This is a genomic window from Stenotrophomonas maltophilia group sp. msm1, assembly GCF_032025805.1.
GTDB lineage: Bacteria > Pseudomonadota > Gammaproteobacteria > Xanthomonadales > Xanthomonadaceae > Stenotrophomonas > Stenotrophomonas hibiscicola.
In genome coordinates this window covers 194,040-215,991 of the sequence record NZ_JAVSKH010000001.1, presented here as the reverse complement: position 1 = coordinate 215,991, position 21,952 = coordinate 194,040, and the positions used below count along the sequence as shown (strand labels likewise).

Genomic DNA, 21,952 nt, shown 5'->3' with positions numbered 1-21,952 from the left:
GGGGGCGGCGGGGCTCCATCTCTGCCCTGCTCCCGACGTTGTCGGGTTTCTTCACGTGCGGTTCTGGCACTCGCCTGGGGCGAGTGCTAACATCGCCGGACTTTTTTAGACCAATCAATCACTTAAGAGGTCTCCTATGAGCATCAAGCCGCTGCACGACCGCGTTGTGGTCAAGCCGATCGAAGCCGACGAAATCTCCGCCGGTGGCATCGTCATCCCCGACTCGGCCAAGGAAAAGTCCACCAAGGGTGAGGTCGTGGCCGTCGGCCCGGGCAAGCCGCTGGACAACGGCAACGTGCGCGCGCCGTCGCTGAAGGTCGGCGACAAGGTCATCTATGGCCAGTACGCCGGCAGCTCGTACAAGAGCGAAGGCGTCGAATACAAGGTCCTGCGCGAAGACGACGTGCTCGCCGTCATCGGCTGAGCCCCGGCGCGACCTGTTCTATCCCCTGATTCCAACACCCAGCCGCCGGGCATGGCCCGGCGCTACCAGATGAGGTAACTGCACATGGCTGCCAAGGATATCCGTTTCGGTGAAGATGCCCGTTCGCGCATGGTGCGCGGCGTCAACGTTCTCGCCAATGCCGTCAAGGCCACCCTGGGCCCGAAGGGCCGCAACGTCGTGCTGGAAAAGAGCTTCGGCGCCCCGACCATCACCAAGGACGGCGTCTCCGTCGCCAAGGAAATCGAACTGGCTGACAAGTTCGAGAACATGGGCGCGCAGATGGTGAAGGAAGTTGCTTCGCGCACCAACGACGATGCCGGCGACGGCACCACCACCGCCACCGTGCTGGCCCAGGCCCTGATCCGCGAAGGCGCCAAGGCCGTGGCCGCCGGCATGAACCCGATGGACCTCAAGCGCGGTATCGACAAGGCCGTTTCGGCCGCCGTCGCCGAGCTGAAGAACATCTCCAAGCCGACCGCCGACGACAAGGCGATCGCCCAGGTCGGTACCATCTCGGCCAACTCGGACGAGTCGATCGGCCAGATCATCGCTGACGCGATGAAGGAAGTCGGCAAGGAAGGCGTCATCACCGTTGAAGAAGGCTCGGGCCTGGACAACGAGTTGGACGTGGTCAAGGGCATGCAGTTCGACCGCGGCTACCTGTCGCCGTACTTCATCAACAACCAGCAGTCGCAGACCGCTGACCTGGATGACCCGTTCATCCTGCTGCACGACAAGAAGATCTCCAACGTCCGTGACCTGCTGCCGGTGCTGGAAGGCGTCGCCAAGGCCGGCAAGCCGCTGCTGATCGTGGCCGAGGAAGTCGAAGGCGAAGCGCTGGCCACCCTGGTGGTCAACACCATCCGTGGCATCGTCAAGGTCGTGGCCGTCAAGGCTCCGGGCTTCGGCGACCGTCGCAAGGCGATGCTGGAAGACATGGCCGTGCTGACCGGCGGTACCGTGATCTCCGAAGAAGTTGGCCTGTCGCTGGAGAAGGCCACCATCAAGGACCTGGGCCGCGCCAAGAAGGTGCAGGTTTCCAAGGAGAACACCACCATCATCGACGGCGTCGGCGACAAGGCCAACGTTGAAGCCCGTGTGGCCCAGATCAAGACCCAGATCCAGGACACCTCGTCGGATTACGACCGCGAGAAGCTGCAGGAACGCGTGGCCAAGCTGGCCGGCGGCGTTGCCGTGATCAAGGTCGGCGCGTCGACCGAAATCGAAATGAAGGAAAAGAAGGATCGCGTCGACGACGCCCTGCACGCCACCCGTGCAGCCGTTGAAGAAGGCGTGGTTCCGGGCGGCGGCGTGGCCCTGGTTCGTGCGATCACCGCGCTGGCCGGCCTGAAGGGCGCCAACGAAGACCAGAACCACGGCATCCAGATTGCCCTGCGTGCGATGGAAGCCCCGCTGCGCGAGATCGTTGCCAACGCCGGTGACGAGCCGTCGGTCATCATCAACAAGGTCAAGGAAGGCACCGGCAGCTTCGGCTACAACGCGGCCACCGGCGAGTTCGGCGACATGCTGCAGTTCGGCATCCTGGACCCGACCAAGGTGACCCGTTCGGCGCTGCAGAACGCCGCCTCGATCGCTGGCCTGATGATCACCACCGAAGCCATGGTGGCCGAGGCTCCGAAGAAGGACGAGCCGGCCATGGGCGGCGCCGGTGGCATGGGCGGCATGGGTGGCATGGGCGGCATGGACTTCTAAGTCCTCGCCCCTGGCATTGGGATGCCGGCCCTGGGTCGGCATACCTTCCCGTTGTAGAGAAGAACCCTGCCGCAAGGCGGGGTTTTTCTTTTTGGGCGATGCGCGGGCTTGGCCGGACCCGGCCCCGCATGCTCCGCACAGCGTGGTTCCATGGGCGAAAATCGATTATGATTAGGCGCCTAATCACATGGTGGCCGGCATGCTGGAAGCAAAACACACCGCTCTGCTCAAGGAAGCTGCGCGCCGCGGCGAGGTAAACCTGGCCCAGCTGCGCCTGTGCTTCCAACTGCTGTCACTGTCTGCCGCCATCGACCACGACTGCGCCGCACGGCTGGCACCGCATGGCCTCAGCGAAGGCCGCTTCATCGTGTTGTTCCTGCTGCACGGGGCCGGTGGCTCGCTGCCGCCGCATGAGCTGGCCGAGCGTGCCGGCGTGACCCGCGCCACCATCAGTGGCCTGCTCGACGGCCTGCAGCGCGAAGGCCTGCTGCAGCGCCACAGCGATGCCGAAGATGGCCGCCGCCTGCGGATCGTGTTGACCGCACAGGGGGCACGCCTCGCCGAGGCGCTGTTCGAGCAGCACACGCAGTGGATCGGGGGCCTGTTCAACGGGTTGGAGGCCGACGAACAGCAGCAGCTTTCACGGTTGCTGCACAAGGTCTGGCAGCACACCGATGCCGGGCGGGTATCCGCTGCATGAGCGCGCCCATTGCGGCCGAACGCCTGCGTGCGCTCAGCACCGGCCGCGTCGCCGCCACCCACCTGGCCGAGTGCCTGGCGGTGGATTTCGCCGAACTGCTGCACGTCGTGGCACCTGTGCTCGAACCGGACGCACTGCAACGCATGCGCGACGCCGCAGGCAAGGGCATCACCCAGCGCATGGCATTGGCCGCCCGCCTGCTGCGCGACAGCGGACAGGGCGATCCCGCGCAGTGGCGGGGCCACGCCTCCGATACGGTGCGTGGCTGGGCCTGCTACCTGATCGGCAGTGACGCCGGCACGCCCCTGGCAGGGAAGCTGCAGGCGATACGAACGCTGGCCGATGACCCGCACTTCGGCGTGCGCGAATGGGCCTGGCTGGCACTGCGCGCGGACATCGTTGCTGCACCGCTGCAGGCGCTTGGGTACCTGCAACCGTGGACGCAGGAAGTATCGCCGTACCTGCGCCGTTTCGCCTGCGAGGCGCTGCGTCCCCGGGGCGTCTGGGCTACGCATATCGCGCTGTTCAAGCAGCAGCCCCAACACGCAGTGCCGTTGCTGGACGCGCTGGCCGACGACCCCGAGCGCTATGTGCAGGACTCCGTCGGCAATTGGCTCAACGATGCCGGCAAGACGCAGCCGCAATGGCTGCGTGGGCTGTGCGCACGTTGGCAACGCGAGCACCACAGCGATGCCAACGCCTACATCCGCAAACGCGCCATGCGATCACTGCGGTAATGGCGGCCGCTGGCCGGCAATCCCATGAACCTCAAGGAAGAACCGCAATGCCCCACACCTTCATCGAGCTCTACACCGCCACCCCCGCCTGGACGGCGCTCTCGCCCGGACAACGCACCGCCTTCTTCGCCTGCATCGGCGAGGGCATGCAGCGTTTCGACCCCGAAAGCATCAGGCCGCTGGCCATGGGCCGCATCGCTACCGACGTGCCGCATGGCAGCGGCGAGCAGTTCTATGCGGTCTGGCACTGCGCCAGCCGCGAAGCGGCCGACACGCTGGTGGCCGGGATCGCCGCCACCGGCTGGCATGATTACTTCACCACCACCCATGCCATCGGTGAGGTGGACAGCATGGGCCAGCATCTGGCCGACCTGGCCGCGCTGTAGTGGTACGGCGGCGGCCTGCGATCCCCGGCATGGGCGGCACATGCGCCTGTCACCGATACACGGTAAACAGTGCGTTGCCCATGTCCATCCGCAGGGACGTTGATCATGCAGAGCAAGCTCGAGGTCACGCTGTTCGGTCCGCTTGGCGAGTGCCCGGCATTGCAGTTGCCAGGGCAGGAGAACCCGTCGGTGGCCATCCCGGAATCGGCCCTGCGTCGATTGGTCTCCGACCTCTACACCGCACGCTCCCTGCTCAACCCCGAGCAGCTGGACGAGGCCCGGCAGGAGCTGGATCGGGTGCTGGAGCGCTGGGCCGATATCCACGAAGGCCTGCTGCTGGACGTGGAAGTGCATGGCAGATGAGCGACGTTGCACGGCGACCACCGCGTGGGCAGCGTCCCAGTTGCGGATGAAACATTTTGCACTGCGCAAAAGCTGTGCTATCAATAGATCCCATGAACGCAGCCGCTACCCGTTTTTACTGGTATTACTTTCCGAAGCCACTGGCGGAGGAAGGACTGCGCTCACCCTGAAGAAAGCTTCAGACGCATTCCCGAAAGCCGCCAGCGAACCTGGCGGCTTTTTTCATGCCGCCACGCTGGGGACCCCCAACGTTCCGGAGATCTCCTGCAATGCCCCCGCACACCGACGACCTGCGCATCCGTACCATCGAACCGCTGACACCGCCTGCCCAGCTGCTGGCGATGCTGCCCTGTGACGATGAAGCTTCCGACACCGTCAGCGCCTCGCGCGCGGCCCTGCACCAGATCCTGCACGGCCGCGATGACCGCCTGGCGGTGGTGGTGGGCCCGTGCTCGATCCACGACCCGAACGCCGCCATCGAGTACGCCCAGCGCCTGAAGCCGCTGCGCGATGCGCTGGCTGGCGAGCTGGAAATCGTCATGCGCGTGTACTTCGAGAAGCCACGCACCACGGTGGGCTGGAAGGGGCTGATCAACGACCCGGACCTGGACGGCAGCTTCAGGATCGACAAGGGCCTGCGCATCGCCCGTGGCCTGCTGCGCGACATCAACAAGCTGGGCCTGCCGGCCGGTGTCGAGTTCCTCGATGTGATCTCGCCGCAGTACATCGCCGACCTGGTGGCATGGGGCGCGATCGGCGCACGCACCACCGAAAGCCAGGTGCATCGCGAACTTGCGTCGGGGCTGTCGTGCCCGGTCGGCTTCAAGAACGGCACCGATGGCAACGTGAAGATTGCCGCTGACGCCGTAGGTGCTGCGTCCAATCCGCACCACTTCCTGTCGGTCACCAAGCAGGGCGGCACTGCCATCGTGTCGACCACCGGCAACCCCGATTGCCATGTGATCCTGCGTGGGGGCAAGCAGCCGAACTACGACGCAGCCAGTGTTGCCGACGCCTGCCAGGCGCTGGCCAAGGCCAAGCTGCCGGCGCGCCTGATGATCGATGCCAGCCATGCCAACAGCCTGAAGAACCCGGAGAACCAGCCGAAGGTGATCGAGGACATTGCTGTTCAGCTGGAAGACGGCGAACAGCGCATCGTGGGCGTGATGATCGAGAGCCATCTGGTCGGTGGCCGCCAGGAACTGGTGGAAGGCCAGCCGCTGGTCTACGGCCAGAGCATCACCGATGGCTGCATCGACTGGGACACCACCGTGACGGTGCTGGAGCGACTGGCTGCGGCCGTGCGTGCCCGTCGTGAAGTGAAGGTGTCCGAAGCAGCGTGAATGAAGCCGCCTGATGGCGGCACGTGTGTGGATGGCGGCCAGCGCCTGCGGGGGTGCGGCCGCGATCAGGGCCGGTCGGAGTTGGAGACCGGCCCATCTGCACCGGCGATGCGCCTGGCGCTGCGCATGAGCGACAGCGCCAGGTACATCGCCGGGGTGGTGCGGATTGCGCCGCGCGAACCTCAATGCACTTCGTCGTGATAGACGAACTTCGGCATTTCCCAGCGGTAGTGGATCGCCAGCAGGCGCAGCGCGAAGCCGCCGCCGAGGCAGCACAGGATCGCGGTGGCGTCGGCCACGCCCCAGTGCAGCAGCAACAGATACGCCGCGCCGGTCAGCAGCGCGATGATCGCGTACAGCTCCTTCTGGAAGATCAGCGGCACCTCGTTGCAGAGGATGTCGCGCAGCACGCCGCCGAAGGCACCGGTCAGCATGCCGGCGATCAGCACGATCGGCATCGCATGGCCGGCCTCACGCGCGATCGAACAGCCGATCAGGGTGAAGGCGATCAGGCCCAGCCCGTCGAGCACCAGAAAGGTGCGGCGGAAGTGGTGCATCCAGCGTGCGACCCAGGTGGCGATCAGTGCCGCGCACACGGTGAAGCCGAGGTACTCGGGATGTTTGACCCAGCCCAGCGGATAGTGGCCAAGAAGGATGTCGCGCAGTGAACCACCACCGAGGGCAGTGACGCAGGCGATCATGACCACGCCGAACAGGTCCATGCGGCGGCGGCCGGCGGACAGTGCGCCGGTCATGGCTTCGGCGGAAATGGCGATCAGGTAGATGACGGACAGCAGCATGGGACAGGCTCCGGGCGCGGTGGGGCCGGCCATGCGCGACTACCGCCACTGCCTGCGCAATGACGGGATGACGATGACCGGTGCCGCTCCCGCTGTCCTTTTGCCTGAGAGTTCAGCGGCGTTGGCCGCGTGCCCCTTCGGCGGATCGTCCCGGGCGTGCCCGGTGACCTCTCTCCAGCTCGGCGAGTCGAATGCATGGTTGGTGGGATTCCAGCCCACCGGCCTGAGCGATCATGGGAGCCTGCGCCTTCGGCGGGCGCCAGCGCGGCGCCTCTCTCCTGCATTCGGCCGCCAGTATATCCGCTGCAGTGCAGCACGGCATAATCCGGGCATGGCCCCGTCCCTCCGCCCCTGGTTCCTGTACCTGCTCGAATGCCGGGATGGCAGCTATTACGCCGGCATCAGCACCGACGTGGACGCGCGTTTCGCTGCCCACCAGGCCGGCAAGGGCGCGCGCTACACCCGGGCGCGGCCACCGCTGCGCGTGCTGGCCGTGCGCGAGTACCCGGACCGGGCCGCCGCGTCACGGGCCGAATGGCAGCTCAAGCAGCAGCCGCGCGAACGCAAGCTGGCCTGGCTGCAGGCGCCGGATCCCGCGCTTCTGTAGGGCCGAGCCCACGCTCGGCTGTTGTTGCTGCTGCCTGATGGTCAAGCCGAGCATGGGCCCGGCTCTACAGTAGATCCACGCCATGCGTGGATGCGGCTTGCACATGCCATGATCGCCCAGCCCTCAGCGCTGGAGACCCGGATGTCCACGATCGCCCTGCTGTTCGCTCTTTCCGCAGCAACGAGCCCCGCCGCCGACCCGGCCACCCTCGCGGCCATCGAAGCCACCTGCAACGATTACGTCGACGGCCAGCTGGAGGCCGACCCGCAGCGCGTCGCCCGCTCCCTGCATCCGGACCTGGCCAAGCGCGCGGTCCTCGGCGATACGCCCGACGAACGCCTGGGCCTGCGCCGTATGTCGAAGGAAGAACTGGTCTCGCTGACGAAGCAGGGCGCGTTGAAGACCCCGAAGGATCAATGGGACCACCGCTGCAGGGTGCTGGACGTGACCGGCAACGCGGCCTCGGTGCGGCTGGAAACCCCGTGGTTCGTCGACTACTTCCACATGGGGCGCTTCGACCAGCGCTGGGTAATCGTCAACGCACTGTGGTACCCGAAACCGAAGGCGCCGTAGAGCCGAGCCCATGCTCGGCTTCTGCAAACCGCGCGAAGTGCAGCCGAGCATGGCTCGGCGCTACAGGAGCATGCGTGCGGCCCTAGCGCTTCGGTCGCCGGTCGTCCTGGTCATCACCGAAGATGATGCGCGCGCTGCGCTGGTAGCTCCAGTACGCCACGGCCCAGTTCAGCAGCACCACGATGCGGTTGCGGAAGCCGATCAGGAAGAACACGTGCGCGGCCAGCCAGAACCACCACGCCAGCACGCCCGACAGCTGCAGCCGGCCCAGGTGCACGATCGCGGCCATGCGGCCGATGGTGGCCAGGTTGCCGTAGTCCGCGTACTTGAACGGGCCGGGTTCGGGCGTGCCGTGCAGGCGCGCGCGGATCACCTCGGCCACGTACTTGCCCATCTGCTTGGCAGCGGGTGCCACGCCGGGTACCGGCTTGCCGTCGGCCTGGCTCAGTGCGGCCAGGTCGCCGGCCACGAACAGCTCCGGGTGATCGGGCAGGGTCAGGTCCGGTTGCACCGGCACGCGGCCCGCGCGGTCCAGCGGCACGTCCAGCGTGCGCGCCAGCGGTGAAGCGGCCACGCCGGCGGCCCAGACCACGGTGCGTGCTGGCACGAACTGGTCACCGAGCGTGAAGCCCTGGCTGTCGATGTCGCTCACCGGGGTACCGGTCAGCACTTCCACGCCCAGCTTCTCCAGCTGCCGACGCGCCTTCAGCGAAAGCACTTCCGGGAACGAGGACAGCACGCGCGGCCCGGCCTCGATCAGCCGCACTTTCGCACTGGCCGGATCAATGTGGCGGAACTCGTTGCGCAGCGTGTGGCGCGCGATCTCGGCCAGCGTGCCGGCCAGTTCGACGCCGGTGGGACCACCACCGACGACGGCGAAACTCAGCCACGCCGCCTTCTTTGCCGGGTCCGGTTCGGCCTCGGCACGCTCGAACGCCAGCAGCAGCTTGCGGCGCAGCGCGATGGCATCGTCCAGCGTCTTCAGGCCGGGCGCATCATCGGCCCATTGGTCGTTGCCGAAGTAGGCGTGGGTGGCACCGGTGGCCAGCAGCAGGCTGTCGTAGTCCAGCGTGCTGCCATCGGCCATGCGGATCTGCCGCGCCTGCTTGTCGATGGCCACCACTTCGCCGAGGCGGACTTCCACATTGCGCTGGTGGCCAAGGATGTGGCGCAGCGGTGCGGCGATATCCGGTGCGGACAGGCCGGCGGTGGCCACCTGGTACAGCAGCGGCTGGAACAGGTGATGGTTGCGGCGGTCGACCAGGGTGATGCGTATGCGCTCGCGGGCCAGGGCACGGGCGGCCCAGAGACCGGCAAAACCGCCGCCGACAACGACCAGGTGGGGAACGCGCTCGCGACTCATCGACTCACTCCAGTGGGGGCATCGGGGGAAGCGCCTGGCATCTTCGCACGGCGGCCACCTGTCACGTCAGCGCCTGCCCGGATCGGCGATACTCGGGTTCAGGCAACGGCCCGTGAGGAGCCCATGAGCGAACCGGAAAAGCGCATCGCCCTGTTGATCGACGCCGACAATGCGCCGGCCTCGAAGATCGACGAGGTCCTGGCTGAAGTCGCCCGCTACGGCGTGGCCAACGTGCGCCGCGCCTATGGCAACTGGAAGAGCCCGCGGTTGAAGGGCTGGGAAGCGGTGCTGCACGAATATGCGATCCGCCCGATCCAGCAGTTTGCCTACAGCAAGGGCAAGAATGCCTCGGACATGGCGATGGTGATCGATGCCATGGACCTGCTCTACGCACGCAACCTTGATGGCTTCGCCATCGTCTCCAGCGATGCCGATTTCACTCCGATGGTGATGCGCCTGCTGACCGATGGCGTGAAGGTGTACGGCTTCGGCGAGAAGAAAACGCCCGAGCCGTTCGTCAACGCGTGCTCGAAATTCACCTACCTGGAAGCACTGGGCCAGACCCATGCCAGCGTGCCGGATACCGAACAGGCTTCCAGCGAACAGGCATCGAACGAGCCTGTGGCCAACGACGATGCCCGGCCACGCAAGAGCGGTGCGGAAATGCGCAGCGATACCCGGCTGGTGAAGATGCTGCGCCGCGCGGTGTCCTCGGCCGAGGGCGAGGACGGCTGGTCGCATCTGGGGCCGGTTGGCAGCCAGATCGGCAACCAGGCCTCGTTCGATCCGCGCAACTATGGTTACGGGAAGTTGAGTGACCTGTTGGCGGCGATCGGCCTGTTCGAACTGAAGAAGGACGGCAAGTCGTCCTACGTGCGCGCGCTGCCGAAGAAGAACCGGTAGTGCCGGCCGCTGGCCGGCAATGCCCGGATGCCAGGTCCCGCATCCGGCACGCACACACCTGTATCGATCAGGCGTATCGTTGCCGCTCGCATTGCCAGCAAAGGAAACCCGCATGTTGAAGATCTGGGGCCGCCGCAATTCCAGTAACGTCCGCAAGGTGCTGTGGTGCGCCGAGGAGATCGGCCTGCCGTATGAATCCATCGAAGTCGGTGGCAGCCACGGCGGCACGCAGACACCGGAGTACCAGGCGATGAATCCCAATGGCCTGGTACCGGTGATCGAAGACCATGGCCTGCCGCTGTGGGAATCGAACGCCATCGTGCGCTATCTGAGCGCACGCTACGCATTGGGCACGCTGTACGCCGAAGACCCGATGGAGCGTGCCCAGGCCGAGAAGTGGATGGACTGGAGCACCTCGCGGATGGCGCCGCTGTACAGCGACCTGATCTGGGGCATCATGCGCACCGCCCCGGCCGACCGGGACGAATCGCGGATCAATGCCGCGATCGTGCGCGCCGGCGATTACCTGGCGATGGCCGATGCCACGCTGGCCAAACAGCCGTGGCTGTCGGGCGACAAGTTCGCGATGGGTGACATTCCGCTGGGCTCGCTGATCTACGCCTGGTACGAGCTGCCGATCCAGCGGCCGGAACTGCCGCACCTGGCCGAGTGGTACGCCCGCCTGCGCGAGCGGCCGGCCTACCAGCGCGGCGTGATGTCGCCGCTGACGTAAGCACTGCCCGGTGCTGAAACGCAGCCGAGCATGGCTCGGCTCTACGGTAGTGCCGAGCCATGCTCGGCAGTGCTCTACGGGATCAATACAGGTCCGTTGGATCCACATCCAGCGACCAGCGCACCTTGCGTGCTTCCGGCAGCGCGTACAGCTGTGGCACCAGCTGCGAAAGCACGCCATGCAGTGGCGGCCGCTGCATGGCAGACAGCAGCAGCTGCGTACGCTGGTAGCCAGCGCGGCGTGGCATCGGTGCTGGCATCGGCCCGTAGGCCTCGACCACGTCCTGCTCGCCCAGCAACTGTCGTGCGGCGAGCAGGAACGCATTGGCATGCTCCACCTGCTGCGCTTCGGCGCGAATCAGCGCCAGGTGCGCGAATGGCGGGAATCCTGCGGCTTGCCGCTGGTTCAACTCCGCCTGTGCGAACGGGTGGTAACCACCGCTGACCAGGGTTTCCAGCAACGGATGCCCGGGGTGATGGGTCTGCAGCCAGACCTCGCCGGGGTCACGTGCGCGCCCGGCGCGACCGGCCACCTGGATCAGCTGTTGCGCGAGTTTCTCGCTGGCGCGGAAGTCAGCGGAGAACAGGCCTTCGTCGATGCCCACCACCACCACCAGGGTCAGCTTCGGCAGGTCGTGGCCCTTGGCCAGTATCTGCGTGCCGACCAGGATACCGGGCTGGTCGCCCAGTCTCGCCAGCTGCTGTTCCAGTGCATCGCGACGTGACGTGGTGCCGCGGTCGATGCGCACCACAGGGAAGTCGGCGAAGGCCGCGGTGAGATGCTCTTCCAGGCGTTCGGTGCCGATGCCCTGCGGTTGCAGCGCCAGGCTGCCGCAGGCCGGGCATGCCAGTGGTGCCGGTTGTCGCGCGCCGCAGTGATGGCACTGCAGGCGGCGGCCGCCGCCATGCACGGTCATCGGTGCATCGCAGCGGTTGCACGGTGCGGTCCAGCCGCAGTCGTGGCACAGCAGTACCGGCGCGTAGCCACGCCGGTTCTTGAACACCAGCACCTGTTGGCCGCGCTGCAGGTGCTCGCCGATGCCGGCCAGCACATCAGCCGAGAGGCCATCGTGGAGCGGCCGCTTGCGCACATCGAGGATGCGCACGCGCGGTGGCCGCGCATCACCGGCACGCTGCTTCAGGCGCAGGTGGGTGTAGCGCCCGGCGTAGGCGTTATGCAGCGTTTCCAGCGAAGGGGTGGCACTGCCGAGCAGCACCGGAATGCCGAGCGCCTTGGCGCGCACCAGAGCGAAATCGCGCGCGTGATAGCGGATGCCGTCCTGCTGCTTGTAGCTGCCGTCGTGTTCCTCGTCGATGATCAGCAGCCCGGCCTGCGGCAATGGCGTGAACACCGCCGAGCGGGTGCCGACGATGACCCGTGCCTCGCCGCGCGAAGCCGCAGCCCAGACGCGCGCGCGCTCGTTGTCGTTCAACCCCGAATGCAATGCGTGCACGGCGATGCCAAGGCGGCCGCGGAAGCGTGCCAGGGTCTGCGGGGTCAGGCCGATTTCCGGCACCAGCACCAGCGCCTGCCTGCCCTGCGCCAGGCAGTGGATGATGGCCTGCAGGTACACCTCGGTCTTGCCGCTGCCGGTCACGCCATCCAGCAGGAAGGGCTGGAAGCCTTCGGCGGCGTTGATGGCGGCCACCGCTTCGGCCTGGTCCGGGTTGAGGGTGGGGCCGGGCAGCGGCTGCGCATGCTGCGGTGCCACCGTCATCGCCACGCGCTCGGCCAGCGCACGCTTGGCCAGGCTGCGCGCGGCGGTGCGCCAGTCCTCCATGCGTTCGCCCAGTACATCCTCATCCACCACGGCCCCGGCCAGCAGTTCGGCCAACTGCCGCGGGCGGCTGCCGGCGCGCAGCTTCCCGCGCTGGGCATGGCCTTCGGGGGTCAACTGCCAGCCCCAGTGGTGGGTGTCGGGCAGGGCTTCGCCATGACGCAGCGGTCCTGGCAGGGCGGTGCTCAGTACCTCGCCCAGCGGTGCGTGGGTGTAACGCGCCAGCCATTGCAGGCTCTGCCACAGCTCCCCCTGCAGCAGCGGCTGCGGGTCGCACCAGGCCAACGCCTGGCGCAGTCCCTGGCCGTCGTCGGTCTGGCCGTGCCCCACCACCACCCCGACCAGCTCGCGGTTGCCGAACGGCACCTTCAGGCGGCAGCCGACCGCAACCGTGGGGCCATCGCCCTCCGGCGACAGGTAGTCGAACAGACGGGGCAGGGGGACGGGCAGGGCGACCTGCAGGGTCGGAATCGGTGAAGGCATCGGGCCAGTGTACCGGGCCATGCGCGCGCGAATGGCGGGGTGGGAGACGGCGGAGCGGCGCCCGTTGAATCATAAATGTCACCTAAATATCGGTGTCCATTGGAGATTCAGGCTTATCCACATGTTCTGTGGATAACGTTGTGCGTTACCGGTCGACGGGAACGCAGGAGGCCGATGGCGACGAGCTCACGCTTGGGTTGGTCAAAAAATAGCCACACTTAAAAACTATTCAAAATCAACAGTTTAAGTGTGAAACATTGCTGAAACAGAGTGAATTCAGCTGCTTGCCGCAGTTTCCCGCGCCGGGAGCGTGGTGCTGTGCACAACCTGCAGCACGAAGTATCCGTGGGCGCAAGTCCTACGGGCGTCGATTGCCTGCCGCTATCATTCCCCCAGACCTTTGGAGTGACCGATGACGGCTGTGCCCGCCCCTGTTTCCTCGACCGCGGCCGGCGCGCTGTCGGCGTTCCTGCGTGGCGTCGAGCGCCGCGCCCTGGTGGTGGCTGAGCTGCAGTGCGGCGATGCCGCGCGCGCCGAACAGACCCTGGTGGCAGTGATGCGCGCGTTCGCGGCCGTTGCCAGCGACCTGCCGATGGCGCAGTGGCCGACCCGCTTCTGGACCCTGCTGGGCCAGCGCCAGGCCCTGCGCGAGCCGGTGGGTGGCCAATGGGCGCCACCGTTGGCCGCGCTGGCTGCGATGTCGCCGCTGCCGCGCCTGGCGCTGCTGCTGCGGGTAGGCGGCAGCCTGGACGAGAGCATCGCCACGCGCGTGCTCGACCAGGACGAGGCCGGCTACCAGCACCTGCTGGCCGATGCCTGCCCGCGCGATGCCCAGGGCCAGCCCGATGCCGCGGCCTGGCGCCAGTTGGCCGAACAGGTACAGGCGCGTATCCGTGAACTGCCGGCCAGGCGCCTGCAGCAGCTTCAGCAGCCGGCGGCACCCGCCGCCCACAATGAAGCGCCGACCTCCAGCTGGCGAGCACCGCAGCGGGACGAGCGCGCGGCCGCCCATGGCAAGCGCCGTCGTACGGGCGCCAAGCCGCGCTGGCGTGGTCCGCTGATCCTGCTGGTAACCGTGGCGGTGCTGCTGGCCGCTGCGCTGGGTTGGCGCCACCTGCAGGGACGTTCCTTCGGCAACGATGCGCCGCTGCCGGAAGGCGTCGTGGGCGAGGCCGGTCCGGTGACGGTGGAAGCCCTGCCACCGAGCAAGGTCGACGCCACGCCGGATGCAACGCAGGCCCAAGCCAATGACGACGCAGCGATGCTGGCCGATCGCGACTACCCGCTGGTTGCCGATGCTGACCTGTACGCATGGACCGCCGCGGGCGGTCCGCTGCCGGTGGACGAATCGCAAGCCAAGCCGAGCCGACCGGAGCCGGCCAGTGCCACGCTGGAAACCGCCGCCGCCGATGAATAAGTCCGTGTTCGCCAGCCTGTTGCTGGCCTTGCCGCTGTCCCTGTCTGCGGCGCCGCAATCGTTGAACGTGCCATTGCCGCCGCCATCGCCGGCCACCCCGGCCGTGCCGCCGGCTTCGACCGCGGCACCGGCTGGCTTTGCCCAGCTCGATCCGCAGCAGCAGCGCCAGCGCCGTGCCGACTACGCCGCCTGGCGCGCGTTGCCGGAAGGAGAGCGCGAGCGCATCCGCCAGGCCGCTGCGCGATTCAATGCGCTGCCCGCAGACCAGCAGCAGCGTCTGCGACAGCAGTTCGGCGATCAGGACCAGGCGTTCCGCGACGGGTGGCGGCTGGGCCCGCAACTGGGCCTGGAATTCCCAAAGCTGCATGGCTTGTTCGGCTTCGTGCCTCCGGAGCAGCGCGAGACCGCGCTGGCCGTGCTGCGTCAGCTCAGCCCGGCGCAGCTGGCCCAGCTGGCCCTGGTCGCGCAGCGTACGCCGCCGCAGGAGCGCGACGCCGTGCGCAGCGCCTTCCTTGCGGTGCCGGCCGCCGAACGCGACAGCTGGCTCAAGCGCCAAGCGGGCCAGTAAAAAAGGGGACGGAGGGGATTAAGTCGCATTCGGCACTGACTGGCCAGATACGACTTAATCCCCTCCGTCCCCTTTTTGCTTGGGGCAGCCGGAACCCAGCATTCACCCCATGTCATGGGAATGCGCGCGCCGGGCGCGTAAGATGACCGGCCGCAACCCGGTGCCTGTGCCCTTCGCGCGCAACCGTAGTTCGCGTCAAGCACCTTATGTCTACTGCAACCTCCACGCCGCGCTTCAGCAAGGAAGTCGGCGCTACCGGTCTGCTCGCCCTGCCGCTTGTGCTGGGCCATGTGTCCACCGGTCTGATCTCCTTCGTCGACAACGTGATTGCCGGTCACCACGCCACCGCGACGCTGGCTGCGGTGACCATCGGTACCGCCCTGCTGTGGCTGCCGATGCTGATCCCGATCGGCACCCTGATCTCGCTCACCGCCTCGGTGTCGCAGCTGCACGGCGCTGGCCGCGAGCGCGAGATCGGCCCGCTGTTCCGACAGGCGCTGTGGCTGGCGTTGGGCCTGGGCCTGATCATGTTCACCTTCCTTACGGTGGTGCCGCCGCTGCTGCCGGCCTTCGGCATCGCACCGGACATCGTGCCGGGGGCGACTGCGTTCCTGCATGCGGTGCGCTGGGGCGGCCCGGCGCTGACCCTGTACTTCTGCATGCGCTACCTCAGCGAAGGCATGCACTGGACACTGCCCACCATGCTGCTTGGCTTCGGTGGCCTGCTGGTGCTGGCGCCGCTGGGCTATGTGCTGGCCAATGGCAAGCTCGGTTTCCCGGAACTGGGCGCCGAAGGCCTGGGGATCGCCTCGGCGGTGATGATGTGGCTGCAGGCAACCGCATTCGCCCTGTATCTGTGGCGGACCAGGCGCTTTGCCCATCTGCAGCTGTTCTCGCACTTCGAAGGGCCGCGCTGGAAGGCGATCTGGGACCTGCTGCGCACCGGCCTGCCGATCGGCATCACCGTGCTGATGGAAGGCGGCCTGTTCATCGTCACCGCGCTGCTGATCGGCCGCCTCGGTGCCAATGAAGCGGCTGCGCACCAGATCGCGATCAACGTCGCCCAGCTGTGCTTCATGATTCCGATGGGCGTGGCCGAGGCCACTACCGTGCGTGTCGGCCATGCGGTCGGCCGCGGCGATGGCTTCGGCGTGCGGCGCGCGGCCTGGGCCGGCTACGCGATCATCATGGGTACGCAGACATTGTCGGCGGCGGTACTGCTGTTCGGCCACGATGCCATCGTCGGTGTCTACACCAACGACCTGGCGGTGGCCGGCCTGGCCTCGACGCTGCTGCTGTACGCGGCCACCTTCCAGTTCCCGGATGGCATCCAGGTGCTGTCGGCCGGCGCGCTGCGCGGCCTGAAGGACACCCGTGTGCCGATGTTCATCGCCATGTTCGCGTACTGGGGCCTGGGCATGCCGCTGGGCGCCGGGCTCGGCCTGGGGCTGGGCATGGGCCCGCAGGGTATGTGGATCGGCCTGATCGTGGGCCTCACCGCCGCTGCCATCCTGATGGGCTGGCGCCTGCGGCGCAGCAGCCTGCGCATCGGCCAGTCGATGCTGTCCTGAACTTCCGCCCCGCCCCGGCCACCCGTGGCGGGCGATCCCCTGACTTGTGTCCGATGCCGCATCACGCGGCACCGGCTATGCTGGCACCACGGCAAGAAGCCATCCGGAGCGTTCCATGAATCACCCCGTGCCCCCGCTGCCCCCGGCGCGTCGCAACCCCGTCGCCAGTTTCTTCATCGGGCTGTGGGACGTCATGAACTTCACCCGCCGGTTGATCCTCAACCTGGTGTTCTTCGGCCTGCTGTTCCTGCTGCTGGTGATGTTCGTCATCGCCGCAGGCATGGGCGCCGGTGCCAGCAAGTCGCTGCAGGACCGCACCACCCTGGTGATCGCGCCGGAAGGCCGGCTGGTCGAGCAGTTCAGCGCCGATCCGGTCAGCCGCGCACTGGCCAAGGCGGTGGGCGACAACGGTGCCGAAGAGATCCAGCTGCGCGACCTGCTGCGGGTGATCGAGTCGGCCAAGGAAGACAAGAAGATCGAGCGCGTGGTGCTGGAGCTGGACAAGCTGCAGCCCTCGGGCTTCGCCTCGCTGCGTGAAGTGGCTGCGGCACTGCAGGACCTGCGTGCCTCCGGCAAGCAGCTGGTGGCCTACAGCGAGAGCATGGGCCAGTCGCAGTACCTGCTGGCCGCACAGGCCGACGAGGTCTACCTGGACCCGATGGGTTCGGTGGTGCTTGAGGGCCTGGGCCGCTACCGCCAGTACTTCCGCACCGGCCTGCAGGACAAGCTGGGCGTGGACGTGCACCTGTTCAAGGTGGGTGAGTACAAGTCCGCAGCCGAGCCGTACGTGCTCGACGCGGCGTCGCCGGCCTCCAAGGAAGCCGACCTGTTCTGGATGAACGACGTATGGCAGCGCTACCTGGGCGACATCGCCAAGGCCCGTCGCCTGGATCCGGCACAGCTGGCTGCCGGCATCGATACGCTGCCGGAAGGCATCGCTGCTGCTGGTGGTGATCTGGCCAAGTTCGCCCTGCAGCAGAAGCTGGTGACCGCGCTGAAGACCCGCGAGGAGTTCGAGGACCTGATGATCGAGCGCGGCGTGGCCGACGAAGATGCCGACGGTGGCTTCCGCAACGTCGACTTCGGCACCTACCTGGGCCAGCTTGATGCGCGCCGCAACCCGGTCGACAACCGTCCGCAGGTGGCAGTGGTGGTGGCGTCCGGCGAGATCAGCGGCGGTGACCTGCCGGCCGGCCGCATCGGTGGCGAATCGACGTCGGCGCTGCTGCGTGCCGCGCGCGACGACGACGATGTCAAGGCGGTCGTGCTGCGCGTGGATTCGCCGGGCGGAGAAGTGTTCGCTTCCGAGCAGATCCGCCGTGAAGTGGTCGCCCTGCAGGCCGCCGGCAAGCCGGTGGTGGTATCGATGGGCGACCTGGCCGCCTCCGGTGGCTACTGGATCAGCATGAACGCCGATCGCATCTACGCCGATCCGTCGACGATCACCGGTTCGATCGGCATCTTCGGCATGGTGCCGAACTTCAGCCGCGCGCTGGACAAGATCGGCGTGCACACCGATGGCGTCGGCACCACCCGCTTCGCCGGTGCGTTCGATGTCACCCGGCCGATGGATCCGGCCGTGGGCCAGGTCATCCAGTCGGTGATCAACAAAGGCTACGCCGACTTCACCGGTCGCGTCGCCGACGCGCGCAAGAAGCCGGTCGAGGCCGTCGACGAGGTGGCCCGCGGCCGCGTGTGGAGCGGTGCACAGGCCAAGGAACGCGGCCTGGTCGATGCCTTCGGTGGCCTGAAGGATGCGGTGGCCGATGCGGCCAGCCGCGCCAAGCTGGGCAAGTCCGATGCCTATCGCGTGCGCTACATCGAGAAGGCAGCCACGCCGTTCGCGCAGTTCGTCAGCGGTTTCGCTGGCAGTCGTGCCGGTGCCTGGATGCTGTCCGATTCGGGCATGGCGCGGATGATGCTGGCACGCACGATGCCGGAAGTGGACACTCAGTTGCGCTTCGTCGAGAACGCGGCCCGCGAAAAGGGCAACGGCGCACCGGTGAAGGCGCTGGCGTACTGCTTCTGCGGGTTCTGACCGGCAACGCTATCGAATGAAAACGCCCGGCTCAGGCCGGGCGTTTCGTTCATGGGGTCGGATCCCTTTGCCCGCAAAGGGTTCTGACCCCACAGGTCACTGCGTCGCGTCGGCCTCGGCCTTGCGCTCGCCCGCAGCGGCGTCATCGACGGATTTCTGCGCGCCCTTGGCGCGGTCCAGCGGCTCCTGCATCGCGCGCGCCATCGCCTTGGGCACCGGTGGCTTCTCCGGGTTCGGCGTTGGCGGGCGCTGGCAGGCGGACAGCAGCACGGTGGCCAGCAGGGACGTGGACAGGACCAGGATGCGCATGGCGGCACTCCGTGATGGGCGTGCGGGCAGTGTCGCATCCTCGGCAGGGGGCGGCCGTGAGCGCGTATCCTTGTTGCATCGAAACACAGCGGGCGCGGCCCCGGAGGACTCATGACCCAGCAACGGTGGCGGCTGGACGGCCAGACTGCCCTGATCACCGGCGCCAGTGCCGGCATCGGCCTGGCCATCGCGCATGAACTGGCCGGGTTCGGTGCCGACCTGATGATCGTCGGCCGCGATATCGATATGCTGGAGACCGCGCGCGACGAGTTGCTGGATGTGTATCCGCAGATGCAGGTGCATGCGCTGGCCGCCGATGTTTCCGACGACGAAGACCGCCGCCAGATCCTGGACTGGGTGGAGGACCACAGCGATGGCCTGCATATCCTGGTAAACAACGCCGGCGGCAACGTCACCAAGGCGGCCACCGAGTACTCCGAAGACGAGTGGCGCAAGATCTTCGAGACCAACCTGTTCTCGGCGTTCGAGCTGTCGCGCTACGCACATCCGCTGCTGGCACGCCACGCGTCGTCGTCCATCGTCAACGTCGGCAGCGTGTCCGGCCTGACCCATGTGCGCAGTGGCGTGGTCTACGGCATGACCAAGGCGGCGATGCACCAGATGACCCGCAACCTGGCCGTCGAGTGGGCCGAAGATGGCATCCGCGTCAACGCAGTGGCACCGTGGTACATCCGTACCCGGCGCACGTCCGGCCCGTTGTCGGACCCGGACTACTACGAAGAAGTCATCAATCGCACGCCGATGCGTCGTATCGGCGAGCCGGAGGAAGTGGCTGCGGCCGTGGGCTTCCTGTGCCTGCCGGCAGCCAGCTACGTTACCGGCGAGTGCATCGCGGTGGACGGCGGCTTCCTGCGCTACGGGTTCTGATCTTCGGAAGGGTAGTGCCGGCCGCTGGCCGGCAACCACAGGATATTCAGTTGATTGCAGTTGCCGGCCAGCGGCCGGCACTACCGGATGGCGGTCACCCCGGCACCGGGCAGTTGCTGGCCTCCAGCACACCCTGCAACCGCTCGCGGTCCTTGCGCGCGCTGTCGCGGTTCTCGGGCGCGGCGAAGCGCTCCCGGCCGCGGGCATCGCGGAAGCGCTGCTGCCAGGCACCGCAGCGCTGCGCTTCGGGAAGCGCTTCGCACTGATCGCGCACCACTTCACAGCTGGCGGCATTCACCGGCGTCACTCCGCCAAGGCCCTGTACTGTCATCAGCTCGCAGCGACCTGGCGCAGCCTCGTACTCGTACAGGTAGCCGCCGCCCTGGCTGTCGGTGCACTGGAAGATAGGAGGAAGCGGCGGCTTCGGTGAACCGTCACTTCCAGCAGCACGGGCCTCGGCATCGCGACGCAGCGTCGCGCTGTCAAGGATCTGGTCGTCTCCTTCGTGTTCGACCATGCCTGCTTCCATGATCGTGCGTCCTTCGTCCGCGCGTCGTGCCTTCGCTGGGGCCGCAGGCGCAACACCCGGGTTGGCCGGCAGCGGCGCGGGTGTTTCCACCGGGGTGGGGGCAGGTTCAGCGACCACAGGGGCAGCGGCGGCCGGCTGCGCGTTGCCCTTGCCGGGTATGCGCAGCACCTGCTGCTTGCTGCCAGTGGGACACGGCGTGCGCTGCAGGGTAGGGATGTCACTGCTGCTGGAGGTACAGCGGTAGATCACGCCCTCTTCGGCCAATGCGCTTCCAGGCAGCAGCACCAGGAGCAGCCAGATCACTCGGTTCATGCGTACAGCGTACAGGCTGCGGCGGCTTGCTGCGGTCAGCGTTCGCAATCGCGCGACAGGCGCGCATCGATGCCGCGCTGTTCGTTGCTGATGGCTGTGCGTTCACTCTGCAGCGCACTGTTGTACCGGCGATCCAGTTCCCAGCGGCGATCACGCAGTCGCGCACAGACTTCCTGCGGCGGCAACGCATGGCAGCTGTCGCGGACCAGCACGCTGCCGGCCGGAACCTGCACGCCCACGCCGATCGAGGGGGGACGATAACCCGCGCCTTCGCCGATCGGCGTGCCGGTGGCCGGGCGCGGTCCGGGGTAGGCCGGGCCGTGATGGGCGTGTGGCAGCCAGACACTGGTCCACAACGGCACCCAGCGCGGATTGCCTTCGTTGTTGTCGCTGGTATAGCGTCGGCCATCATCGCTCACGCATTCGTACATCGGCTGCGGCGGCTGGATGTAGACGTGGCGGACTTCGCGCTCGCGGATGACCGGGGTTTCGCCGGGCGGCGCAGGCGGGGCATCACTGCGCACCACCCGTGGAGCGGGATCGCGCGGGCGCTGCAGGTCGCGAACCTGCTGGCGGCCGCTGTTGCAGGGCGTGTCCTGCAGGGCCACGGCCCCGTTGCTGGAAACGCAGCGGTACACCCGCACGTCTTCGGCTGCGGACGCCGTCCACGGCAGCAGCAGGCACAGGCTGAAGGTGGCGCGCAGCAGGCTCATGGCGGCAGCGTGCGTGATTGTCCGCGGCAGTGCAATCGGTGGCTCAGGAGCGCAGCACGTTGCCGCTGAGCGCGTCGCGTATGGGGGTGGGTTGGGCCAGGCCACCGGTCTGTCCGTCAAGGATGCCGTCGAGCAGGCGCAGCAGGCGCGGATCCAGCTCTTCGCGGCTGCGCGCCGGTGGTTCGCCGGCCAGATTGGCGCTGGTGGAGACCAGCGGGCCGCCCCAGGCGCGGCAGAGTTCGGCCACCAGCGGGTGCGCGCTGATGCGCACCGCAATGCCGCTGTGTTCGCCGGTGACCCAGGGCTGCGCGCGCGGGCCAGCGGGCAGGATCCAGGTGTTGGCGCCGGGCCAGCTGGCCAGTACCGCGCGCTGGCGGGCGTCGGGCAGCGCCTGCAGGCGCACCCAGCCTTCCAGCTGCGCCAGCTCGGCCGCGACCAGGATCATGCCTTTCTCGATCGGTCGCTGCTTCAGCCGCAGCACCATGTGCACTGCCGCTTCCTGCGAGGGATCACAGCCCAGGCCCCAGACCGCTTCGGTCGGGTAGGCGATCACGCCGCCGGCGCGGAGCGTGGCGACAGCAGAGTCCAGGGTGAGTTCTTTCATGGCGGCGACCGGCCCGGCGTGGGCCTCCATTATCCCCCTGCTGCGTGCAGAAGGGGTGGTCGGCGCGGACGGTAGGT

General features: G+C 67.4%; 23 protein-coding genes and 2 riboswitches. Of the genes, 16 read left to right on the top strand and 7 right to left on the bottom strand.

All coding sequences use genetic code 11. The features are described from left to right. Positions 1 to 136 precede the first annotated feature (136 nt). The 7 genes from ROV95_RS00975 (at position 137) to ROV95_RS00945 (ending at position 5,687) form a co-directional block, all read left to right on the top strand. A complete protein-coding gene (locus ROV95_RS00975) occupies positions 137 to 424 on the top strand; it encodes a co-chaperone GroES (RefSeq protein WP_005411227.1) in 288 nt (95 codons plus the stop codon). Positions 425 to 508: 84 nt separating this feature from the next. Next, a complete protein-coding gene (gene groL, locus ROV95_RS00970; RefSeq protein ID WP_065198986.1) occupies positions 509 to 2,158 on the top strand; it encodes a chaperonin GroEL in 1,650 nt (549 codons plus the stop codon). A 199-nt stretch (positions 2,159 to 2,357) separates the two neighbouring features. Beyond that, positions 2,358 to 2,858 carry a MarR family transcriptional regulator gene (locus ROV95_RS00965; protein WP_312542323.1) on the top strand — a complete coding sequence of 167 codons (501 nt, stop codon included), beginning with the start codon at positions 2,358 to 2,360 and terminating at the stop codon, positions 2,856 to 2,858. Next, positions 2,855 to 3,595, top strand: a complete 741-nt coding sequence (locus ROV95_RS00960) for a DNA alkylation repair protein (RefSeq protein WP_312542319.1) — start codon at positions 2,855 to 2,857, stop codon at positions 3,593 to 3,595. Before ROV95_RS00965 ends, ROV95_RS00960 begins: the two co-directional genes overlap by 4 nt. 47 nt (positions 3,596 to 3,642) lie before the next feature. Further along, the gene (locus ROV95_RS00955; RefSeq protein ID WP_312542317.1) at positions 3,643 to 3,981 is read left to right on the top strand and encodes a DUF6616 family protein; all 339 of its coding nucleotides are present in this window, start codon (positions 3,643 to 3,645) and stop codon (positions 3,979 to 3,981) included. A gap of 105 nt (positions 3,982 to 4,086) precedes the next feature. Further along, a complete protein-coding gene (locus ROV95_RS00950; protein WP_111097643.1) occupies positions 4,087 to 4,344 on the top strand; it encodes a hypothetical protein in 258 nt (85 codons plus the stop codon). 269 nt (positions 4,345 to 4,613) lie between these two features. Next, entirely contained in the window at positions 4,614 to 5,687 is a 1,074-nt protein-coding gene (locus ROV95_RS00945; protein WP_312542310.1) for a 3-deoxy-7-phosphoheptulonate synthase, read from the top strand. A 182-nt stretch (positions 5,688 to 5,869) separates the two neighbouring features. Here ROV95_RS00945 and ROV95_RS00940 read toward each other — a convergent pair whose 3' ends face one another. Further along, positions 5,870 to 6,487, bottom strand: a complete 618-nt coding sequence (locus ROV95_RS00940; protein ID WP_019338935.1) for a trimeric intracellular cation channel family protein — start codon at positions 6,485 to 6,487, stop codon at positions 5,870 to 5,872. Positions 6,488 to 6,571: 84 nt separating this feature from the next. After that, a riboswitch (glycine riboswitch) is annotated at positions 6,572 to 6,675 on the bottom strand. Positions 6,676 to 6,688: 13 nt separating this feature from the next. Then, positions 6,689 to 6,778, bottom strand: a riboswitch (glycine riboswitch). A 40-nt stretch (positions 6,779 to 6,818) separates the two neighbouring features. Here ROV95_RS00940 and ROV95_RS00935 point away from each other — a divergent pair. Together ROV95_RS00935 and ROV95_RS00930 are read left to right on the top strand one after the other, a co-directional pair. After that, positions 6,819 to 7,094 carry a GIY-YIG nuclease family protein gene (locus ROV95_RS00935; RefSeq protein WP_012481382.1) on the top strand — a complete coding sequence of 92 codons (276 nt, stop codon included), beginning with the start codon at positions 6,819 to 6,821 and terminating at the stop codon, positions 7,092 to 7,094. A 141-nt stretch (positions 7,095 to 7,235) separates the two neighbouring features. Further along, positions 7,236 to 7,667 carry a nuclear transport factor 2 family protein gene (locus tag ROV95_RS00930; RefSeq protein ID WP_312542308.1) on the top strand — a complete coding sequence of 144 codons (432 nt, stop codon included), beginning with the start codon at positions 7,236 to 7,238 and terminating at the stop codon, positions 7,665 to 7,667. A gap of 82 nt (positions 7,668 to 7,749) precedes the next feature. Here ROV95_RS00930 and ROV95_RS00925 read toward each other — a convergent pair whose 3' ends face one another. After that, entirely contained in the window at positions 7,750 to 9,030 is a 1,281-nt protein-coding gene (locus ROV95_RS00925; protein ID WP_312542307.1) for an NAD(P)/FAD-dependent oxidoreductase, read from the bottom strand. A 123-nt stretch (positions 9,031 to 9,153) separates the two neighbouring features. Here ROV95_RS00925 and ROV95_RS00920 point away from each other — a divergent pair, with 123 nt between their 5' ends. Beyond that, entirely contained in the window at positions 9,154 to 9,933 is a 780-nt protein-coding gene (locus tag ROV95_RS00920; protein WP_010481148.1) for an NYN domain-containing protein, read from the top strand. Between the two features lie 112 nt (positions 9,934 to 10,045). Continuing rightward, positions 10,046 to 10,666, top strand: coding sequence for a glutathione S-transferase (locus tag ROV95_RS00915; RefSeq protein WP_312542305.1), 621 nt, complete (start codon positions 10,046 to 10,048; stop codon positions 10,664 to 10,666). Positions 10,667 to 10,748: 82 nt separating this feature from the next. On the opposite strand, the gene ROV95_RS00910 is transcribed toward ROV95_RS00915, so the two are convergent. Next, positions 10,749 to 12,926, bottom strand: coding sequence for a primosomal protein N' (locus tag ROV95_RS00910; protein ID WP_312542303.1), 2,178 nt, complete (start codon positions 12,924 to 12,926; stop codon positions 10,749 to 10,751). Between the two features lie 412 nt (positions 12,927 to 13,338). On the opposite strand from ROV95_RS00910, the gene ROV95_RS00905 reads away from it, so the two are divergent. From ROV95_RS00905 to sppA, 4 genes are all read left to right on the top strand, one after another. Beyond that, positions 13,339 to 14,343: a hypothetical protein gene (locus ROV95_RS00905; protein WP_312542301.1), complete on the top strand. Its 1,005-nt coding sequence runs from the start codon at positions 13,339 to 13,341 to the stop codon at positions 14,341 to 14,343. Further along, positions 14,336 to 14,911: a DUF3106 domain-containing protein gene (locus ROV95_RS00900; RefSeq protein WP_019660793.1), complete on the top strand. Its 576-nt coding sequence runs from the start codon at positions 14,336 to 14,338 to the stop codon at positions 14,909 to 14,911. The genes ROV95_RS00905 and ROV95_RS00900 overlap by 8 nt, the downstream gene beginning before the upstream one ends. A gap of 206 nt (positions 14,912 to 15,117) precedes the next feature. Next, positions 15,118 to 16,482: an MATE family efflux transporter gene (locus tag ROV95_RS00895; protein WP_155030195.1), complete on the top strand. Its 1,365-nt coding sequence runs from the start codon at positions 15,118 to 15,120 to the stop codon at positions 16,480 to 16,482. A gap of 115 nt (positions 16,483 to 16,597) precedes the next feature. Beyond that, the gene (sppA, locus tag ROV95_RS00890; RefSeq protein ID WP_312542299.1) at positions 16,598 to 18,520 is read left to right on the top strand and encodes a signal peptide peptidase SppA; all 1,923 of its coding nucleotides are present in this window, start codon (positions 16,598 to 16,600) and stop codon (positions 18,518 to 18,520) included. Positions 18,521 to 18,616: 96 nt separating this feature from the next. Here sppA and ROV95_RS00885 read toward each other — a convergent pair whose 3' ends face one another. After that, entirely contained in the window at positions 18,617 to 18,829 is a 213-nt protein-coding gene (locus tag ROV95_RS00885) for a hypothetical protein (protein ID WP_058978748.1), read from the bottom strand. Between the two features lie 111 nt (positions 18,830 to 18,940). On the opposite strand from ROV95_RS00885, the gene ROV95_RS00880 reads away from it, so the two are divergent. Further along, positions 18,941 to 19,717 carry an SDR family oxidoreductase gene (locus ROV95_RS00880; protein ID WP_019660789.1) on the top strand — a complete coding sequence of 259 codons (777 nt, stop codon included), beginning with the start codon at positions 18,941 to 18,943 and terminating at the stop codon, positions 19,715 to 19,717. A 94-nt stretch (positions 19,718 to 19,811) separates the two neighbouring features. Here ROV95_RS00880 and ROV95_RS00875 read toward each other — a convergent pair whose 3' ends face one another. Genes ROV95_RS00875 through ROV95_RS00865 form a run of 3 tightly spaced genes read right to left on the bottom strand, consistent with a single transcriptional unit; the run spans position 19,812 to position 21,905 of the window. Further along, on the bottom strand, positions 19,812 to 20,558 hold the full coding sequence (locus ROV95_RS00875; protein ID WP_058978746.1) for a hypothetical protein: 747 nt from the start codon (positions 20,556 to 20,558) through the stop codon (positions 19,812 to 19,814). Positions 20,559 to 20,593: 35 nt separating this feature from the next. Beyond that, positions 20,594 to 21,271, bottom strand: coding sequence for a DUF4124 domain-containing protein (locus ROV95_RS00870; protein ID WP_312542294.1), 678 nt, complete (start codon positions 21,269 to 21,271; stop codon positions 20,594 to 20,596). A 43-nt stretch (positions 21,272 to 21,314) separates the two neighbouring features. After that, complete coding sequence (locus tag ROV95_RS00865) at positions 21,315 to 21,905, bottom strand: Sua5/YciO/YrdC/YwlC family protein (RefSeq protein ID WP_019660786.1); 591 nt, start codon at positions 21,903 to 21,905, stop codon at positions 21,315 to 21,317. Positions 21,906 to 21,952: the final 47 nt, after the last annotated feature.

Coding starts and splice junctions, on each gene's coding strand:
- ROV95_RS00975 (WP_005411227.1), top strand. CDS start 137: ATGAGCATCAAGCCGCTGCACGACCGCGTTGTGGTCAAGCCGATCGAA.
- groL (WP_065198986.1), top strand. CDS start 509: ATGGCTGCCAAGGATATCCGTTTCGGTGAAGATGCCCGTTCGCGCATG.
- ROV95_RS00965 (WP_312542323.1), top strand. CDS start 2,358: ATGCTGGAAGCAAAACACACCGCTCTGCTCAAGGAAGCTGCGCGCCGC.
- ROV95_RS00960 (WP_312542319.1), top strand. CDS start 2,855: ATGAGCGCGCCCATTGCGGCCGAACGCCTGCGTGCGCTCAGCACCGGC.
- ROV95_RS00955 (WP_312542317.1), top strand. CDS start 3,643: ATGCCCCACACCTTCATCGAGCTCTACACCGCCACCCCCGCCTGGACG.
- ROV95_RS00950 (WP_111097643.1), top strand. CDS start 4,087: ATGCAGAGCAAGCTCGAGGTCACGCTGTTCGGTCCGCTTGGCGAGTGC.
- ROV95_RS00945 (WP_312542310.1), top strand. CDS start 4,614: ATGCCCCCGCACACCGACGACCTGCGCATCCGTACCATCGAACCGCTG.
- ROV95_RS00940 (WP_019338935.1), bottom strand. CDS start 6,487: ATGCTGCTGTCCGTCATCTACCTGATCGCCATTTCCGCCGAAGCCATG.
- ROV95_RS00935 (WP_012481382.1), top strand. CDS start 6,819: ATGGCCCCGTCCCTCCGCCCCTGGTTCCTGTACCTGCTCGAATGCCGG.
- ROV95_RS00930 (WP_312542308.1), top strand. CDS start 7,236: ATGTCCACGATCGCCCTGCTGTTCGCTCTTTCCGCAGCAACGAGCCCC.
- ROV95_RS00925 (WP_312542307.1), bottom strand. CDS start 9,030: ATGAGTCGCGAGCGCGTTCCCCACCTGGTCGTTGTCGGCGGCGGTTTT.
- ROV95_RS00920 (WP_010481148.1), top strand. CDS start 9,154: ATGAGCGAACCGGAAAAGCGCATCGCCCTGTTGATCGACGCCGACAAT.
- ROV95_RS00915 (WP_312542305.1), top strand. CDS start 10,046: ATGTTGAAGATCTGGGGCCGCCGCAATTCCAGTAACGTCCGCAAGGTG.
- ROV95_RS00910 (WP_312542303.1), bottom strand. CDS start 12,926: ATGCCTTCACCGATTCCGACCCTGCAGGTCGCCCTGCCCGTCCCCCTG.
- ROV95_RS00905 (WP_312542301.1), top strand. CDS start 13,339: ATGACGGCTGTGCCCGCCCCTGTTTCCTCGACCGCGGCCGGCGCGCTG.
- ROV95_RS00900 (WP_019660793.1), top strand. CDS start 14,336: ATGAATAAGTCCGTGTTCGCCAGCCTGTTGCTGGCCTTGCCGCTGTCC.
- ROV95_RS00895 (WP_155030195.1), top strand. CDS start 15,118: ATGTCTACTGCAACCTCCACGCCGCGCTTCAGCAAGGAAGTCGGCGCT.
- sppA (WP_312542299.1), top strand. CDS start 16,598: ATGAATCACCCCGTGCCCCCGCTGCCCCCGGCGCGTCGCAACCCCGTC.
- ROV95_RS00885 (WP_058978748.1), bottom strand. CDS start 18,829: ATGCGCATCCTGGTCCTGTCCACGTCCCTGCTGGCCACCGTGCTGCTG.
- ROV95_RS00880 (WP_019660789.1), top strand. CDS start 18,941: ATGACCCAGCAACGGTGGCGGCTGGACGGCCAGACTGCCCTGATCACC.
- ROV95_RS00875 (WP_058978746.1), bottom strand. CDS start 20,558: ATGAACCGAGTGATCTGGCTGCTCCTGGTGCTGCTGCCTGGAAGCGCA.
- ROV95_RS00870 (WP_312542294.1), bottom strand. CDS start 21,271: ATGAGCCTGCTGCGCGCCACCTTCAGCCTGTGCCTGCTGCTGCCGTGG.
- ROV95_RS00865 (WP_019660786.1), bottom strand. CDS start 21,905: ATGGAGGCCCACGCCGGGCCGGTCGCCGCCATGAAAGAACTCACCCTG.